At 60.5% G+C, this 17596-nt stretch carries 14 protein-coding genes; 4 read left to right on the top strand and 10 right to left on the bottom strand.

Annotation, left to right across the window (positions count from 1 at the left end):
* Positions 1-155 precede the first annotated feature (155 nt).
* The 3 genes from MA884_RS27315 to MA884_RS27305 all read right to left on the bottom strand — a co-directional run bounded on the left by MA884_RS27315 (position 156) and on the right by MA884_RS27305 (position 2548).
* Complete coding sequence (locus MA884_RS27315; RefSeq protein ID WP_256233416.1) at positions 156-440, bottom strand: fructose-bisphosphate aldolase; 285 nt, start codon at positions 438-440, stop codon at positions 156-158.
* 469 nt (positions 441-909) lie between these two features.
* Entirely contained in the window at positions 910-1578 is a 669-nt protein-coding gene (locus tag MA884_RS27310) for a polysaccharide lyase family 7 protein (RefSeq protein ID WP_256233415.1), read from the bottom strand.
* Between the two features lie 298 nt (positions 1579-1876).
* Positions 1877-2548 (bottom strand): polysaccharide lyase family 7 protein, encoded by a 672-nt coding sequence (locus tag MA884_RS27305; RefSeq protein WP_256233414.1) that lies wholly within the window; start codon positions 2546-2548, stop codon positions 1877-1879.
* A 322-nt stretch (positions 2549-2870) separates the two neighbouring features.
* Here MA884_RS27305 and MA884_RS27300 point away from each other — a divergent pair, with 322 nt between their 5' ends.
* From MA884_RS27300 to MA884_RS27290, 3 genes are read left to right on the top strand one after another with little or no spacing between them, the layout of a single operon-like run.
* Positions 2871-4994: a bifunctional diguanylate cyclase/phosphodiesterase gene (locus MA884_RS27300; RefSeq protein ID WP_256233413.1), complete on the top strand. Its 2124-nt coding sequence runs from the start codon at positions 2871-2873 to the stop codon at positions 4992-4994.
* A 40-nt stretch (positions 4995-5034) separates the two neighbouring features.
* A complete protein-coding gene (locus MA884_RS27295) occupies positions 5035-5538 on the top strand; it encodes a M48 family metallopeptidase (protein WP_256233419.1) in 504 nt (167 codons plus the stop codon).
* Positions 5539-5542: 4 nt separating this feature from the next.
* Entirely contained in the window at positions 5543-5839 is a 297-nt protein-coding gene (locus tag MA884_RS27290) for a helix-turn-helix domain-containing protein (protein ID WP_256233412.1), read from the top strand.
* A 105-nt stretch (positions 5840-5944) separates the two neighbouring features.
* On the opposite strand, the gene MA884_RS27285 is transcribed toward MA884_RS27290, so the two are convergent.
* Positions 5945-6397: a GNAT family N-acetyltransferase gene (locus MA884_RS27285; protein WP_256233411.1), complete on the bottom strand. Its 453-nt coding sequence runs from the start codon at positions 6395-6397 to the stop codon at positions 5945-5947.
* Positions 6398-6657: 260 nt separating this feature from the next.
* On the opposite strand from MA884_RS27285, the gene MA884_RS27280 reads away from it, so the two are divergent.
* Positions 6658-7395, top strand: a complete 738-nt coding sequence (locus MA884_RS27280) for an ABC transporter substrate-binding protein (protein WP_256233410.1) — start codon at positions 6658-6660, stop codon at positions 7393-7395.
* Positions 7396-7537: 142 nt separating this feature from the next.
* Here the strand turns inward: MA884_RS27280 and yccS are convergent, their stop codons facing one another.
* The 6 genes from yccS to MA884_RS27250 form a co-directional block, all read right to left on the bottom strand.
* Positions 7538-9721, bottom strand: coding sequence for a YccS family putative transporter (gene yccS, locus MA884_RS27275; RefSeq protein WP_256233409.1), 2184 nt, complete (start codon positions 9719-9721; stop codon positions 7538-7540).
* A 256-nt stretch (positions 9722-9977) separates the two neighbouring features.
* On the bottom strand, positions 9978-11156 hold the full coding sequence (locus tag MA884_RS27270; protein ID WP_256233408.1) for an NAD(P)/FAD-dependent oxidoreductase: 1179 nt from the start codon (positions 11154-11156) through the stop codon (positions 9978-9980).
* A 185-nt stretch (positions 11157-11341) separates the two neighbouring features.
* Complete coding sequence (dbpA, locus tag MA884_RS27265) at positions 11342-12679, bottom strand: ATP-dependent RNA helicase DbpA (protein WP_256233418.1); 1338 nt, start codon at positions 12677-12679, stop codon at positions 11342-11344.
* Between the two features lie 337 nt (positions 12680-13016).
* Positions 13017-14483 (bottom strand): multidrug transporter subunit MdtD, encoded by a 1467-nt coding sequence (gene mdtD, locus MA884_RS27260; protein WP_256233407.1) that lies wholly within the window; start codon positions 14481-14483, stop codon positions 13017-13019.
* A gap of 71 nt (positions 14484-14554) precedes the next feature.
* Positions 14555-15892 carry a TldD/PmbA family protein gene (locus MA884_RS27255; RefSeq protein WP_256233417.1) on the bottom strand — a complete coding sequence of 446 codons (1338 nt, stop codon included), beginning with the start codon at positions 15890-15892 and terminating at the stop codon, positions 14555-14557.
* 14 nt (positions 15893-15906) lie between these two features.
* A complete protein-coding gene (locus tag MA884_RS27250; protein ID WP_256233406.1) occupies positions 15907-17349 on the bottom strand; it encodes a TldD/PmbA family protein in 1443 nt (480 codons plus the stop codon).
* Positions 17350-17596 lie beyond the last annotated feature (247 nt).

The raw sequence follows: 17596 nt of genomic DNA, 5'->3' as shown, positions 1-17596 counted from the left end.
AGCAATGCCTGCGTTCGGGCACACCGAGCCTAGGCGAGGTGCCGAGTGGTGGGGCAAAAGCGTTTTGCTTACTTTTGCGCTTCTCAAAAGTGAGCCGCTGTAAGAGCGGAACCATAAGCGGCCGTTACCGCAGGAATGGATATGCCCGCAGTAATTTATTCCCCTTCAAGCCCGCGCTGTTCAATGACACCAAACACGTCGGTGACATCCTGGACCAGGATCCGAGCAACATTAGTAAGGGTGTTGAAGTCATTGGCGGCTGAGTCACGCAAAGTGGCGCAGGCCATGAGCGTCAGGTAATCGAGCGTGGCATGCAGGCGTTCGCTGGCACAGGCGTGGAGCTCGGTCAGTGGGGCGGTGCTGTCGATGAACAGGATGGGTTGGGTGGTGGCGATCGGAGTGAGAGGGGTGAAGCGGCTAAGTGATTGAGTCGTCGTCATAAGGTTTGGGCTCTATTAATAAAAATTGATTGCCACCTTCTTGCTGCGAAACAAATGGGTGGCAGTTGCGCGCGGGTTCGCAGACCGAGATAGAGACCAAACCCGGCAGACCCGAAGATCTCCCGCGCGCAACCGCCATAAAATGAACGCAGGCGAGTTTGCCTGAATTTTCATTTGACGGTGCAAAGTCTCTGTTCTGTCAGTGGGCTGCGAAACCCTTACCCACTGACCAAAGCCAGCAGACGAACCCGAACTATAGAGGAGATTTTCGAGGCCAAAATCGACCTGTAGGACGCACCGTCCGCCCGTGGCGAGGGAGCTTGCTCCCGCTCGGGCGCGCAACCGCCGCAAAACCGGCGCATGCGGCTGGTCTGACGAAAGAGGGGGGGGGGCTGCTGCGCAGCCCAGCGGGGATAAATCCCCTCGCCACAAAGGGTGAATTCCTACGAGATTTTCGGAGCTGAAAATCTCAGGTGTTGTGATCGATATCCAACTTGCTGAACGTCACTTTCCCGCCTTCGCTGGTGTAGCCGGTATTGTCCTGCACATACACGCCAGCCTTGAAATACAGCGGCTTGACCTTCCATTTGGCACTCATGCTGGTGTACCAGCTACGACCCGCCGCGGTGATGCCCAGGTCGCCGGTACGGTCTAGATGGATTCGGTAAGAAAAGGACCGATCAAGCTTCACCCCCGTGGCGACGGTGATGACCCGGCCTTCGTCGTCATCGGGGCGCATGCGCACCTTGGCGACGATGTTGCCGGTGCTGCTGGCGTCCTTGTATTGGTATTCCAGTTTCAGCATGGGTTTGTTGCTGTCCTTGGCGTGGATCTGGCCGATCACGATCTTGCCGCTGCTGGGCACTTGGTTGACCGCCAGGGTCGCCTGCAGATAGTTGTCGGCGTCGGGGTACAGCCAGTTGCGCAGGGTGCCGTCTTTATAGGTTTCCCGCAGCTCGCTGCGCGCGTATTTGGCGTTTTCCGTCTTGGCGCCGGTGACCGGTGCCCAGAAATACACGGCCTGGCCTTCAGAGTTGAAATATTTGTTCTTGAAACCGTCCATCAACCGAGGGGTTTCGATGGTTTTGGGTGGGCTTCCCTCAGGAATGCTCAAGTTCCAGGTTGCAAGATCGACCATGTGCGGATCCTTTCTACGGAGTGAAAAAGTTGCAAGATCCAGCCGGAGGCTCTAGCCAGCGCTTTTTGACGCGCCTTGATAACACGGCGATCGAACTTTTCAGGTCCGTCCGGCGGAGGGTTGGCGTCAACTGTCCGTCAGAGTGGTGTTTGCCGCTTTTGTGCCCGAACACGGTGACCGTTAGTCGGCTTGTTCGATATTTTATTGAACGATGGCGCTATGGCATCGGTGATTTCCGGCGTCATGGTCGAGCTGGAAAAGAGCAGCATCCATGCTGCTGTCGCGCAGGAAAAGCCGCTTATAGAACGTTGTGATGGATTTCCAGCATGCTGAACGTCACTTTCCCGCCTTCCGTGGTGTAGCCGGTGTTGTCCTGCACGTAGACGCCGGCTTTGAAGTACAGCGGCTTGTCTTTCCAATCCGGGCTTACCGTGGTTCTCCAGTTGTAACCCGCCGCGCTGATACCCAGCGCGCCCTTCGGGCTGAGGTGGATCTGGTAGGTAAACCTGCGATCAAGCTTCACGCCTGTGGCGATGGTGATGACCTGGCCCGATTCATCGTCGGGGCGCAGCCGGACTTTAGCGACGATGTTGCCGGTGGAGCTATAGGCCTTGTACTGGTATTCCAGTTTCACCATGGGTCTGGTGCTGTTTTTGGCGTGGATCTGGCCGATCACGATCTTGCCGGTGCTCGGTACCTGGCTGACGGAAAGGGTGGCGCGCAGCTTGTTGTCTGCCGCTGAGTAGAGCCAGTTGCGCAGGGTGCCGTCGCTGTAGGTTTCCCGCAGCTCGCTGCGCGGGTAAATGGCGTTGGCGGTCTTGGCGCCGGTCACCGGGGCCCAAAAGAACAGGGTGCCGGTTTCGGCGTTGAAATACTGGTCTTTGAACCCTTGCGCAAGTCTTGGGGTTTCGATGGTCGCCGGTGGGCTGCCTTCAGGGATGCTCAAGTTCCAGGTGGTGAGATCGATCATGGTCGGATCCTGCGTAACGAAGGTAAAAATGCTGAACGCCTCAGCGCGAGGCTCTGCTCCGCGCTTTCTGGGCGGGGTGTTCACGCAGGATGGATCCTTGGGGGTGACCGTCCGGCGGATGATTGACGTCAATTGTCCGTCGAGGGTGTCGTTGCAGGTTTTATGCCTGAGGTGGGTGACCGTTAGTCGGCTATTTTGGGCTTTGTCTGCGTGATGGCGCGATGACACCTACTGCTTTTCATATTCACGGTCTAGAGTGAGGTCACAGTATTTGTCCGCTTTGCTACGTAAAACGGACGTGGCGCCCGATAAGAGAAGCAGCATGGAATGCGCGCAACCAACGCTTGGCGAAGACAGCTCCGTCCTTTTGATTGTTGATGATTACCCTGAAAACCTGCTCAGCATGCGAGCGTTGTTGCAGCGCCAGGATTGGAAGGTCATGACCGCGTCTTCGGGTGTCGAGGCCCTTAACCTTCTACTCGAACATGACATTGACCTCGTTCTGCTGGATGTGCAGATGCCCGACATGGACGGTTTTGAAGTGGCGCGTCTGATGCGCGGCAGCCAGCGCACACGGCTTACGCCGATCATTTTCCTGACCGCCAACGAGCAATCCCAGGATGCGGTGATCAAAGGCTACGCCAGCGGCGCCGTGGATTACCTGTTCAAACCGTTCGACCCGCAGATCCTCAAGCCCAAGGTTCATGCGTTGCTCGAACATCAGCGCAATCGCCGGGCCTTGCAGCGTCTGAGCCAGGATCTGGAAGCGGCCAGGGCCTTTAACGCCTCGGTGCTGGATAACGCCGCCGAAGGTATTCTCGTGGTGGATGAAAGCGGTTGTATCCGCTTTGCCAACCCGTCTACCTGCCGGCTGCTTAACGCCACCGCCGAGCAATTGCAGGGAATGCCGCTCCTGGACTTCCTGCAGAAACCCCACATCCCCGAGTGGATCGACTCCGATATCCATGTCGCCTACTGCCGTGGGCAAACCTGGCGCCTGCACGATGCGGTCCTGCGCACCGCGCCCGGCCAGCAAGTGTCGGTGGCCTTGTCCTGTGCGCCGCTGCCTGCGGAGCAAAAGGCCATGGTGGTTACGCTTCAGGACATGTCGGTGGTGCGTCACTTGCACCAACAGCTCGAGTACCAGGCCGTCACAGACCCGCTGACCGGTTTGCTCAACCGCAGGGGGTTTTATCAGACCGCCGAAAACCTGCTGATGCGCAGCGAGCGGCTGGAAAGCAACTGGGTGCTGTTGTACCTGGATCTTGATGGCTTCAAGCGGGTCAATGACTCGTTGGGCCATGACGCCGGTGATCGGGTGTTGCGCTGGGTATCGGAACAACTGAAGGCGTGCCTGCGCCCGTTCGACATTCTGGCCCGTCTTGGCGGCGATGAGTTCACGGCCCTGCTGGATCTGGAAGTTCCGGAGCAAGCGGCCAAGATTGCCGAGAAACTCATCGAGCGGGTCTCGATCTGCCAGCAGATTGAAGGCATGGATGTCGCGCTGGGGGCCAGCATCGGTATCGCGACGTACCCGGACTGTGGCGCCAATCTCGACGGACTGCTGCGCGCGTCCGACATCGCCATGTACGAAGCCAAGCGCGCTGGCCGTCAGCAGTACCGTTTTTACGATCACGAAATGAACGGTCGAGCCCGTTCACGGCTGATGCTCGAAGAAAGTGTGCGCTCGGCCATCGAAAACCGCGATTTCAATATGGTCTACCAACCACAGGTGGGGGTCGGCGACGGACGGATTCGCGGGTTCGAGGCGCTGTTGCGCTGGCAGCATCCCAGCGTAGGTGATGTGCCGCCGGGCCTGTTCCTGCCATTGCTGGAAGAGGCCCGATTGATCAGCCGGCTGGGGAGCTGGATTTATCATCGCAGCGCGGCCCAGCGTAAAGTCTGGGAGCGGTTGTTCGCTGATGATCTGGTGCTGGGGGTGAGCCTGAGCAGCACCCAGTTCGGTTTGCCTAACCTGGTGACCGAATTGCGTCAGGTCCTGGAGCGACATGCCCTCAAACCCCGGCAGTTGGAGGTCGAGGTGACCGAAGATGCGTTGATGCGCAACCCCGACGAAACCCATAAGCAACTGCGGCTGCTGCATAACCTGGGCGTGCGAGTGGCGCTGGATGATTTCGGTTCCGGGCCGTGCTCGCTGGCGCATCTGCGGGACCTGGAGCTCGATACCCTCAAGCTTGACCGGCACCTCATCGCCCGCCTGCCGGATTCGCCCCGGGATGCGGCACTGGCCGCCTCGGTCATCAATTTGTGCAGACAATTGGATTTGCGGGTGATCGCCGAGGGGGTGGAGACACCGGAGCAATACCAGTGGCTCAAGGCCCATGGCTGCGAATATGTGCAGGGGTTCCTCGTAGCGCGGCCCTTGATGGCCGAAGACACCGATGCCTTTGCCAGGCCATTCGACTGGAGCGCGATGCAGGTCTGAATTCGCTACACTGGCGCCTTTTGTGACTGTGTTGCCGTCGATGATCGCGCTCAAATACCTCCAGGCTTACCCCGCCGCCCTGCAAGCCCAAGTGCAGCAATTGATTGCCCAGGATCGGCTGGGCGACTACTTGCAGCAGCGCTATCCCGACCGGCATTCGGTCCAGAGCGACAAAGCCCTGTATGGGTATGCGCTGGATCTCAAGCAGCAATACCTGCGTAACGCGCCCGCTATCGACAAGGTGCTGTTCGACAATCGCCTGGACCTTACCCATCGCGCACTCGGCCTGCACACTGCCATTTCACGGGTACAGGGCGGCAAGCTCAGGGCCAAGAAAGAAATTCGTATCGCTGCACTGTTCAAGGACGCGGCGCCTGAATTTTTGAAAATGATCGTGGTGCACGAACTGGCTCACTTCAAGGAGTCGGACCACAACAAAGCGTTCTACCAACTCTGCGAGCACATGCTGCCGGGGTACCACCAGTTGGAGTTCGACCTGCGGGTTTACCTGACCTGGCGTGATCTGCAACCACCCAAGGAATGACCGAATGGACGTCAGCAAGACCAAAAGCAGCTTCTATCGTCGCTTGTATGTGGCCTACCTGATTGATAGTGGCGTGGCGAGCAATATTCCCGCGCTCACCGAAGTCACCGGCATGCCGCGACGCACCGCCCAGGACACCGTTGCAGCGCTGGCGGACCTGGATATCGTGTGTGAGTTCGAGCAACAGGAGGGCGCGCGTAACCATTCCGGGCATTATCGGATCCGTGATTGGGGGGCGATTGATCGGCGGTGGATCGAGGGGAATTTGCAGCGCATTAAAGCGGTGTTGGAGTATCCCTGAACATTGGCGGTGTCTGGGTAGGCGTTATCGCGAGCAGGCTCGCTCCCACAGTGGATCTCAGTGGTGCAGATCAATGTGGGAGCGAGCCTGCTCGCGAAGAGGGCCTCAAGGCCGATGCATGCCAATGTGTGGAATCCCGTCCTCCATATACTCAACCCCCACCACGCCAAACCCATACCGCGAGTAATACCCCTGCAAATGCGCCTGGGCCGACAATGAGATCGATGTGCCGGGCCAGTGCCGCTCGGCCTGCTTGAGGCCCTGTTCCATCAGCTTGTGGCCCAGCCCCTGACCCCGTGCCTCTGGGGCGATGACCACGCGCCCGATCACCACGTCACTGTTTTGCGAGTGCGGATCGAGCAGACGAAGGTAAGCCACCATGCGGTTGTCCTGCCAGGCCATCAGATGGCAGGTATCGCCCTCAAGGTCCAGTCCATCGACGTCCAGATAGGGGCAATTCTGCTCCACGACGAATACTTCGGCGCGCAGTTTGAGGATGGCGTACAGCTGTTCCTTGCTCAGGTCACTGTGGTGTTTGCAGACCCAATCGATATCCATTGTTTGAATTTCCTGAAGAACCTGATGCTGATATTAAGCGGGCTGGTTGCGGAAGTCTCTTTCTTGAACGACTGAAAAATCTGTGACAAAGGCCAAAATGCCATCATTGAATTGTCGCGGCGAGGTCTTCTTTGTGTAATCTTCGATCCAGCGCTGCGCAGCGGTTCCAATGAGCTAATGTTAGGACCGGATGTCTGACGACATCCCTTGGGTTTCGGCTAAAAACAAACCGGGCTTTGAACCCGTCAAGGATGTTTGGCATGCCGCGATTGCATCGAGCTCTTGCTTTGGTCGGGTTGCTGTTGCTGAGCCACAACGCCTGCGCGCAAAAGTTGCGTCTGGTGGCCGATGGCTGGCCGCCTTTTACCGACACTACCTTGGTCAATGGGGGCCTGGCGACCGATATCGTCAGCACTGCCTTGGCGCGTGCCGGTTATGCCAGTGATTTTGAGCAGGTGCCCTGGGCCCGGGCGATGCTGGGTATCGGTGAGGGCCGTTATGACGTGCTGATCAATGCCTGGTACAGCGAAGAGCGCACCCATATAGGTCGTTTCTCGGCCGAGTACCTGCTCAATCGTGTGCGCTTCATCAAGCGCAAGGACACACCGATCCAGTTCGAGAACCTGCAGCAGTTGCATACCTATCCCATCGCCGTGGTACGCGGATACGCCTACGCCAAGGCGTTCGATGAAGATCAGCACATGCAGAAAGTCCCTGTGCATAGCTTCGCGATGGCCGTGCGCATGCTCGCCGCCGACCGGGTGAAGCTGACCCTGGAAGATGAGTTCGTTGCGCGTTATTACCTCTCTCGCGAGTCCGCCAAGGTGCGCAACGCCGTGGAGTTCTTGCCCAAACCATTGAGCGAAAACAGCCTGCACATCCTGGTCAGCCTGAAGAACCCGGATCACGAGCAGATTGTGGCGGGATTCGATCGGGAGATTGCGGCGATGAAGGCCGATGGCAGTTATGCGCGGTTATTGAAGGCGCACGGGATGTGATCTTGCGGTGCCTGGACTGGCGCTATCGCGAGCAGGCTCGCTCCCACAGTGGATCTCGGTGTACAAAATTTAAGTGTCCGCTATAGATCAAACTGTGGGAGCGAGCCTGCTCGCGATGGCTGTGGTGCGAGCAGCACACTCCTCAAGCCTCGCTGGTGTCCTTGACCAGATGCGCCGCCAACGTGCGTAGCGGGCCCAACTGACGGCAGATCAACCCCAGTTGCGTCTGCACCAGCCGCTGGCCCTCGTCGATTTCATCGGGCATCTGCTCAAGCTCATTGGCCAAGGCTTCTTCCTCGTCGCTTTGGACCGCTATCGGTTGTTTGCTCGCCAGGCCCCGGGCGATTTCGTCGATGCTTGCTGCCAGTTTCACCCCCGCACTGTCGATCAGGTGTGCGCGCACATCGATGGGCAACCGGGTGTCCCGATGGGCTCCCAGGCCTGACAAGTAACTGAGCAGGGTGTGGGACAGCACCAGGAAACGGAACCCGACGTCGGCCTCCTTACGGAAATGTCCCGGTTCCATCAACATGTTTGCCAAGGTGGTGGATAGCGCTGCATCGGCGTTGTGGGCGTTACGCCGGGCCAAGCGATAGGCCAGGTCATCGCTTTTGCCGGCGGCGTATTGCTGCATGATCTGGCGCAGGTAGGTGCTGTTGCAGGTCAGCGTGTTGGCCAGCACCTTGTTCAGCCGGCGGCCTTGCCAGTCTGGCAGGAACAGGAATACCGCAAGGCCCGCGATCAGGCTGCCAAGCAGGGTATCGAACAGTCGTGGCAGCAGCAGTCCGTAGCCGTCGCCCACCTGGTTGAAGCAGAACAGGATCATGATTGTGATCGCGGCGGTCGCCAGGGTGTAGCGGGTCGTGCGGTTGGTGAAGAACACGACGCCGGCGGCGATGGCGAAACACGATTGCACCAGCGGGTTGGGAAACAGATCGAACAACGCCCAGGCCACCGTCAGGCCGATGGCAGTGCCGATGATCCGCTGACCGAGCTTGCGTCGGGTGGCGCCGTAATTGGGTTGGCACACGAATAGCGTGGTGAGGATGATCCAGTAACCCTGGGACGGGTGGATCAGATGCACCATGGCGTAACCCACACTCAGCGCCAGGGGCAGGCGCAGGGCATGACGGAACAGCAGGGAGGTAGGCGTGAGCTGCGTGCGCAAGCGGACCCATACGTCCTTCAGGTTGTGCGGTGAGCGATCCAGCAGGCTGCTATCGGTGGCGTCGGCCAGGGCGTCGGGGTTGCTCGCGTCACTGAGCAGGCGGTCCATGGTGCCCAGGTTCGCCGACAATGCCCGCAGCGAACGCAGCAATCCGCGCCAAGCTGGATTGCTCTGGATCCGCAGATGTTCGAGGGAGGCGTGCAGGTCATTCAAGGCCTCGGCGAAGCTGGCGTCATAGACAAATGGCTGGCGCAACTGGATCGACTCGGCCAACGCCTGGCAGGCCTTGCCTTGCTGGCGCAGCAAGCGTTGGCAGCGGAACAGCACGTCGCTGTGGAAGAACGCCTCGGCCAATGCGTTATAGGGATAGTGGGAGGAGCTGGCGCGCTCGTGGATATCCTGGGCGAGGAAGTACAGCTTCAGGTAACGGCTGACTTTCGAGCCCGGTCGCCCGTTGCCTACGCGGTGCAGGATGATTTCCTTCGCCGCGTTAAGGGCGGCGACCACACGACCGTTCTGTTGGGCCAGTTCCAGGCGTCGGGCTTCGACATCCAGCTGGCGGATCGGCTCGAAGAGCGATGACTTGAGCTTCAGGTAGCGTCCCAGCTCGCGGAACAGCCTTGCCAGGCTTTGCTGCACCGGCTGGTTGGAAAACAGCGCCTGCCACAGTACCGAGAGCAGGCCGTACCAAGCCGCACCGGCCACCAGCAACAACGGTTCGTGCCAGAAATCGGTGACCGCGCCACCGCGCTGGTCCACGCCGATCATGGTGTAGACCGAGAGAATCAACGTGGCCGAGGCAATCGCGCCATAGCGCTCGCCCAACGCACCGAGCATGGTCAGGCCGAAGCTCGCCAGCGCCAGGGCAACGATGAACAGCACGGGATAAGGGAACAGCAATTCCACCGACAGCGCCGCGACGGTGAAACACACCAGGGTCACGGCCAGCGCGTTGAGGCGGCCCTGCCAGCTGTCATCGGTCTCCGCCAGGGCGCTGGCGATGATGCCCAGGAACAACGGGATCAGCAGTGCCATCTGATCCAGATACCAGCACAGCGCCATGCTGCCGGTCAGGGCGATGAACACCCGCACGCTATAACTGAATTTATCCAACGCCCAAAGGCGACGCAGAGACTGACTAAACGAGGTCGATGACATGAAGTGCACGGGCCTGACGGGCAATGACGCTAAATTGAGGCAGTAATGACGCCGACGCAATGGCGGCGATCACATCTGGCAGCAAAAAGTGTTCCGATGTCCGCCACCAACCCACTGTGTGCGGGCTGTGTGGGAGCAAAGCTTGCTCGCGATCCAGGCGCTGCGGTCCTCAAGAGACCGTGGCGTTTTCATCGCGGGCAAGCCTTGCTCCCACACAGCCCTCTCCCACAGGGTTATTGCCCACATTCGTGTCGGGTTAGACGTACTGCGCCGCCGCATATCCCGACGCCCAGGCCCATTGGAAGTTGAAACCGCCCAGGTGTCCGGTGACGTCCAGTACTTCGCCAATGAAATACAACCCGGGGCTTTTCAACGATTCCATGGTCTTGGAGGAAACTTCCCGCGTATCAATACCGCCCAGGGTCACTTCGGCGGTGCGGTAGCCTTCGGTACCGGCCGGGACGACATTCCAGCTCGACAGTTTCTCGGCAATGTCGGCCAGTTCGGCGTGGGTGTATTGCTTCATGGGTTTGGAGACAAACCAGGTGTCGGCCAGCAGGGTGGCCATTTTTTTGGTGAACAGTTCGCCCAGCAGGGTTTTCAGTTCGCTGTTGGGGCGTTCGGCTTGTTGCTGTTGCAGCCAGCTTGGCACGTCATGATCCGGCAGCAGATTGATCTGCACCGTGTCGCCCGGTTCCCAGAACGAGGAAATCTGCAGGATCGCCGGGCCGCTGAGGCCGCGGTGGGTAAACAGGATGTTCTCGCGAAAACTCTCGTTGTTGCAGCTCACCAGGCAATCCACTGAAGTGCCCGAAAGCTCGGTACACAGCGCCTTGAGCTGGTCGGTGATGGTGAACGGCACCAGCCCGGCGCGAGTCGGCAGCAGTTGATGGCCGAACTGTTTGGCCACCTGGTAACCGAACCCGGTCGCGCCCAGGGTCGGGATTGACAGCCCGCCCGTTGCAATCACCAGGGATTGGCAGGTGATTGCCCCGAGGGTGGTTTGCAGCAGGTAGCCGCTCTCGGTTTTTTCGATGTGCTCGATCGAGGTGTCCAGGTGCAGGTTGACGCCAGCCTGGTCGCATTCGTCCAGCAGCAGGCCGAGGATGTCACTGGACTTGTTATCACAGAACAACTGGCCGAGTTTCTTCTCGTGATAGGGCACGCCGTGCTTGGCCACCAGGGCGATGAAGTCCCACTGGGTGTAGCGGGCCAGGGCCGACTTGCAGAAGTGCGGGTTCTGCGAGAGAAAGTTGCCCGGTTCGCTGTACATATTGGTGAAATTGCAGCGCCCACCGCCGGACATGAGGATTTTCTTGCCGGCCTTGTTGGCGTGGTCCAGCAACATCACCTGCCGCCCGCGCCCCGCAGCGGTCAGCGCGCACATCAACCCCGCGGCGCCAGCGCCAATGATCATGACTTCGGTAGAGCGCAAAACGGTGTCCTCTGACAAATTCTAATTTCACCGAAACCACTGTGGGAGCGGGCTGTGTGGGAGCAAAGCTTGCTCGCGATCCAGGCGCTGCGGTCCTCAAGAGACCGCGGCGTTTTCATCGCGGGCAAGCCTTGCTCCCACACGGCTCGCTCCCACAAGGGATCTTCTTTGGATTGAAGATCGTTTTACAGGATCCGCACCCGCAACGAGCGGCCCTTGATCTTGCCATCGTTCAGGCGTTGCAGCGCCTGCTTGGCGATTGCGCGTTCCACGGCGACGTAGGCCTGGAAGTCGAAAATCGCGATCTTGCCGACCTGGGCGCCAGGGATGCCAGCGTCGCCGGTGAGGGCGCCGAGGATGTCGCCGGGGCGGACTTTGTCTTTGCGCCCGGCACCAATGCACAGGGTGCTCATGGCCGGCAGCAGCGGGCCGCCACCCTGGGGCTTGAGGTTGTCCAGTTGGTCCCAGCTCAGCGGCGACTTCTGCAGTTGCTCGATCGCCTGGGCGCGGTGGGCTTCGGACGGCGCCACCAGGCTGATGGCGATGCCTTTTTCACCCGCGCGCCCGGTGCGGCCGACGCGGTGAATGTGAATTTCCGAGTCACGGGCCAGTTCGACGTTGATCACCATGTCCAGCGCATCAATGTCCAGTCCGCGCGCCGCTACATCAGTGGCCACCAGCACCGAGGTGCTGCGGTTGGCGAACATCGCCAGCACCTGATCGCGGTCGCGCTGTTCCAGGTCGCCATGCAGGCCGACCGCCGAGATACCTTTGGATGTCAGGTGGTCGACGGTTTCCTGGACCTGCTGTTTGGTGAAGCAGAACGCCACGCAGGAAGCCGGACGGAAATGCGCCAGCACCTTGATCACAGCGTCCATGCGCTCCTCGGGGGAGATTTCGTAGAAACGCTGCTCGATCTGCGCGTCGGAGTGAAACGCTTCGGCCTTGACCTGCTGCGGGTTGCGCATGAATTTGGACGACAGTTGCTTGATGCCGACCGGGTAGGTGGCGGAGAACAGCAACGTCTGACGGCGTTCCGGGGTCTGCTGGATGATGTCTTCGATGGCGTCGTAGAAGCCCATGTCGAGCATGCGATCGGCTTCATCAAGGATCAGCGTGTTGAGGCCATCCAGCACCAGCGAGCCCTTGCGCAGGTGCTGCTGGATGCGACCGGGCGTGCCGACGATGATGTGGGCGCCGTGCTCGAGGGACGCGATCTGTGGGCCGAACGATACGCCGCCACACAGGGTCAGGACCTTGATGTTGTCTTCGGCGCGGGCCAGGCGACGAATTTCCTTGGCGACCTGATCGGCCAGCTCACGAGTCGGGCAGATCACCAGTGCCTGGCAGCCGAAGAAGCGTGGGTTGATCGGGTTCAGCAGGCCGATGCCGAACGCTGCGGTTTTGCCGCTGCCGGTCTTGGCCTGGGCGATCAAATCCATACCCTTGAGGATCACCGGCAAGCTCTGCGCCTGGATCGGCGTCATCTGGGCGTAACCGAGGGATTCGAGGTTAGCCAGCATGGCGGCGGACAGCGGCAGAGTATTAAAAGCGGTGGCAATGGTGGTCACGGGACTGGCCTGCAAAACAAAATGTCGCGCAGTGTAGCAGCCTCGTGCCACTTTTCTCGAAAGTTCTGGACGAGCTGTTGTGGCGGAGGAGCTGCTCCCGCTCGGCTCTGTAGGAGCTGGCGAAGCCTGCGATCTCTTGATCTTGATCTTGATCTTGATCTTGATCTTGATCTTGATCTTTCGCTCTAGACTCAATTGTCAGTGGAAAGATCGCAGCCTCGTTGCACTCGACAGCTCCTACACAGCTCCTACACAGCTCCTACGCCCCAGCGGGAGCAAACTCCCCCAGTCAGTGCTCAATATGCTCATCCGGCCGTTTGGCCCGCCGCCCATCCTCTTTCGACAGCTGCGAAAAAATCGTCGCCGCCAGCATCGCCATGATGCCCACCGTCAGGAACGTCAACTGGAACGCGCCGAGCACGGTGTCCACCCCGTCGTTGCCGACCTGGGCGGTAAAGCCGCCGAGCAGGGCGCCGGCGCAGGCTACGCCCAGGCTCAGGGACAGTTGCGCCACCACCGACAGCAGGCTGTTGCCGCTGCTGGCGCTGGCGTCGTCCAGGTCGATCAGAGTCACGGTGTTCATCGCGGTGAACTGCAACGAGTTGATCGCCCCCAGCACCGCCAGTTGTGCCAGCAGCAACCAGTACGGCGTCTGTTCGCTGACCAGCCCCATGCTCGCCAGCATCAGGCCCAGGGCCAGGGTGTTGCCGGTCAATACGCTGCGGTAGCCGAAGCGCTCGATCAACGGCCGGGCCACCGATTTGGCAACCATCGCGGCGGCGGCCAGGGGCAACATGCTCATCCCGGCCTGGGACGGTGAATAGCCCAGGGCCACTTGCAGCAGCAACGGCACGAGGAAAGGCAGGGCGCCGCTGCCCAGGCGCGCGAACAGATTGCCAAGAATGCCCACGGCGAAGGTCCGGGTCTTGAACAGCGAGGGTGCGAACAGCGGGTTTTCGATGTGCCCGGCCCGTAGCCAATAAGCGGCCAGGCAGGCCATGCCGCCGAACAGCAGCAACATCACGCGCAGGTGTGGCAGGTGCAGTTCGCCCAGGCCCTCCATGGCGATGGTGATCAGTACCATCGCCGCGCCAAACAGCAAAAAGCCCAGGCCATCGAACCGGGTACGCTCGCTGCCGCGCAGGTCCGGGATGAATTTCCACACCGCGTAGCAACCGAGCACGCCCACCGGCAGGTTGATGATGAAGATCCAGTGCCAGGTCAGGTACTCCACCATCCAGCCACCCATGGTCGGGCCGAGCAGTGGGCCGAGCAGGCCGGGAATGGTGATGAAACCCATGATCCGCACCAGTTCCGAGCGCGGGTAGGCCCGCAGCACCACCAACCTGCCCACCGGCAGCATCAGCGCGCCGCCCAGGCCCTGGATCACCCGGGCACCGATCAGCATGGACAACGAATTGGACAAGGCGCAGAGCAACGAGCCAAAGCTGAACAACAGGATCGCGCCGAAAAAAATCTTCTTGGTGCCGAAGCGGTCGGCGATCCAGCCCGAGGCCGGGATCAACAGCGCCACGGTGAGCATGTAGGCAATAATCACGCCCTGCATGCGCAGCGGGTTTTCCGCCAGGTCGCTGGCCATGGCGGGCAGGGCGGTGTTGAGGATGGTCCCGTCCAGGGACTGCATGAAGAAGGCAATCGCCACGACCCACGGAAGCCAGCGGGCGGTGACAGCGTCGAGCGGGGCGCGGTTGGGCATGGGGCCTCTTGTTTGTGTTCGGGTGTCTGTTGGCTTCATCGCGGGCAAGCCTTGCTCCCACATGTACGGTCGCACATCCTGTGGGAGCCAGGCTTGCCCGCGATGCTTTTCTACAGTGTCAAGGTCAGCCGCTTCACCAATGCCCCCGGCAACAGCATCGAGGCCGTGGCCCGCTGACTGTAGGTGCTGGTCGACAGCAGAAGTTCCCGCTCCCGGCTCAGGCCTTGGAGTTGCGAGCCGAGCAGGCTGTAGACACTGTCGTCGAAGCGCATGGTGCTGACCGGCGCGACGATCTGGCCATTTTCGACCCAGAACGTGGCGAAGCGGGTCATGCCGGTCAGGCGCGCGGCCGGTTGGTCCGAGTAGTTCAAGTACCAGAGATTGCTGATGTACAGCCCGGTGCCGAGGTGTTCGAGGATGTCTTGCGGCTCCAGCTGGCCTTTGTTCATCACCAGCGCCGTGGGGTATTCGTAGCTGCTGGCGCCGTTGGCGTTCAGACCGTGTTCGGCGGCGCTGCGAGAATTGATCAACTGTGCGCTGGCCATGCCTTTGACGATCAGCCCCAAGTCATCGCGCGGATAACCTTCGTCGGAAAACGCCGGGCTCAAAGAGCCGCTGACCTGCTCACTCAGCCACACGTCGGGACTCAAGCGTGCTTCGTTCGCGTAGAACTTCTGCAACGGACTTTGCTTGCTGGCAATCGCCCGGGCCGAGAATCCGCCCCAACTGAGCATGCCCATGATCTCTTCCAGCGCGGCCGGTGCCAGGTAGGCGCGGTATTCACCAGGCGGCAGTGTGCGCAAGGGGCGACCCAAAAACGCCAACTGCTCGCGGGCCTGTTCAAAGCGTCTGACAAAGCCTTCGCGGCTCCACTCGTGCCCGGCGTAGCTGGCTTTTACCGCCTGGCCGTTTTCATGGAACAGGCTGAAATCGAAGTTGAAGCTGTTGGCCTGATGCCAGCCGAATGCGCCCGAGGAACTGGCGAACCCCCGGCTGATGGGGCCGGCGGCATAGAAGCCGACCAGGTCCAGACCGTCGGCGGCGCGGGTGATTTCGGCCACGGCATGATCGGTGTCCGGTAATGGATGGTCCTGCACGTTGTGGCTCTGCCAGTGGTTGTGGTTGAGCAGCAGGTACGGATCGGCTGGCAGCAGCGGCAGGGTTTCGCGCAGTTGTTGCAGGCCTTCGGCCAGGCGTTGCAGGTCAGTTTCGACGTCGCCGGACAAGGTGATCTGCAAGTCGGCATGGCGCCCGTCGTTGATCAGTTTGAAGCCGACGCTGGCCTGCTGTACCTGCCCGGCCTGGCGGACCTTGCCATGGTTGAAACGTACAAAAGCAGAGGATTCAGCGGCGTAGCCGAGGGTGAACTGCTCGGCTTCGCGCAATGCATTGCGCAGCCAGTCGACCAACGCCTTGAAGGCCTCGGCCTGATTGTTGCCGGTGCTCATATTGCCGGTGCTCATCAGGCATCTCCCCCAAACACATCAATATTGCTGAACACGCACGCTGGCGAGGCATGGCCGACGCGGATGACCTGGTTCGGTTCGCCCTTGCCACAGTTTGGCGTGCCCAGGACCTGGGCGGTACTGGCGTCGCCCACCGCCCGCAGGCTTTTCCAGAATTGCGCGGAAATGCCCCGGTAGTTGGGGTTTTTCACCACGCCCTTGAGCTCGCCGTTTTCGATCAATTGGCCCCACTCGCAACCGAACTGGAATTTGTTGCGGGCATCGTCGATGGACCAGGAGCGGTTGGTACGCATCAGCACGCCGTGTTCGATGCCCTGGATCAGTTGCTCCAACGATTGGTCGCCGGGCTCGATGTTCAGGTTCGCCATGCGGTCGATGGGCGGGCGATTCCAGCCACAGGCGCGGCTGTTGGCGACCCCGCTCAGGCCTGCGCGAAATTGCGACAGCGCACCACCCAGCGGGCGCAGCAACAGCCCTTCACGAATCAGAAATTCTTTGCTGGCGGCGGTGCCGTCGTCGTCATGGCTGTAGCTGGCCAGCTCTTCGGGAATGTTCGGGTCGAAGGTCACGTTCAATAGCTCGGAGCCGTATTGCAGATGCCCGAAGTCGTGGGTGGTGACGAAACTGGTGCCAGCGTAATTACGCTCGTCCCCCAGGATACGGTCCAGTTCCAGCGGGTGACCAATGGATTCGTGGATCTGCAGCATCATCTGGTCGGGCATCAACAGCAGGTCGCGGGGGCCTTGCGGGGTGTTCGGCGCCAGCAGCAATTGCAGGGCCTGGTCAGCGATCTTCGGGGCGGCACCGATCAGGCCGCAGCGGCGGATGACATCGAAGCCCCCTTGCTGGCCGAAGTTCTCACGGCCCAGGGTGCGGGTCTGGCTGTCGTTGCCGTCGAAGGCCGTGACGTCCAGGGCCGGATAAACAAAGCGTTGGGCCTGGCGCAGCTCCGCGCCGGCGCTGTTGAGGTAGATCTGCTCGACCTGGGTCAGGCCGATGCTGACCTGCCAGTTCACCAGGCGCTCATCCTTGGGCACTGCGGCGGATTCATCGCCCAGCAATTGATAGCAATCGTTGAGGGACGGGAACGCCTGGTCGAAGTGAGGCGAGAAGTAGTCGGCGCGGTCGCTGGATACCGCCTGTTCGCGCAAGTCGAGCAGGGCGTGTGGCTTGAGCCGGCGGGCTTGTTGCTCGGCTCGCTCCAGCGCCGCTTGCAGGCCGGCCTGGGACAGGTCGTTAGTGGCCGCATAGGCCTCGACACCGTCGACCCGCACGGTGAGCATCGCCCCTTCGTCACGGCCCAGGCGGGGCGGCTCGGCAATGTTCTTGCGCACCGACAGATGCTGGCCGGACTCGCGCACGTAGCGCAGGGAAAAGAACTCAGCGCCCGTGCGCAAGGCAGCGAAACGCTGCTTGAGCTGGGGGTGGACATCGAACATGGAACCTCCTTGTCTGGAATGGCGGTGCAGCGAGGCGTGGGGCATTGACGCGGCGGCTCTAGAGTAGGCCTGAGCGGGAGAGGGATCAAGGCAGATGGGAATTTGGAATGTCAGGTCGGACGCCATCGCGAGCAGGCTCGCTCCCACAGGTTTCTGTGTCGTTTGCAAAATAGTGATCCCCCGCAGATCCAATGTGGGAGCAACTGTCTTGGATGATTTATTTAGCCATCGTTTCCAGGGACAGCAA

The sequence above is a fragment of the Pseudomonas sp. Q11 genome (genome assembly GCF_024494355.1).
GTDB classification, from domain to species: domain Bacteria; phylum Pseudomonadota; class Gammaproteobacteria; order Pseudomonadales; family Pseudomonadaceae; genus Aquipseudomonas; species Aquipseudomonas hefeiensis.
This window is presented reverse-complemented; position numbering and strand designations above follow the sequence as displayed.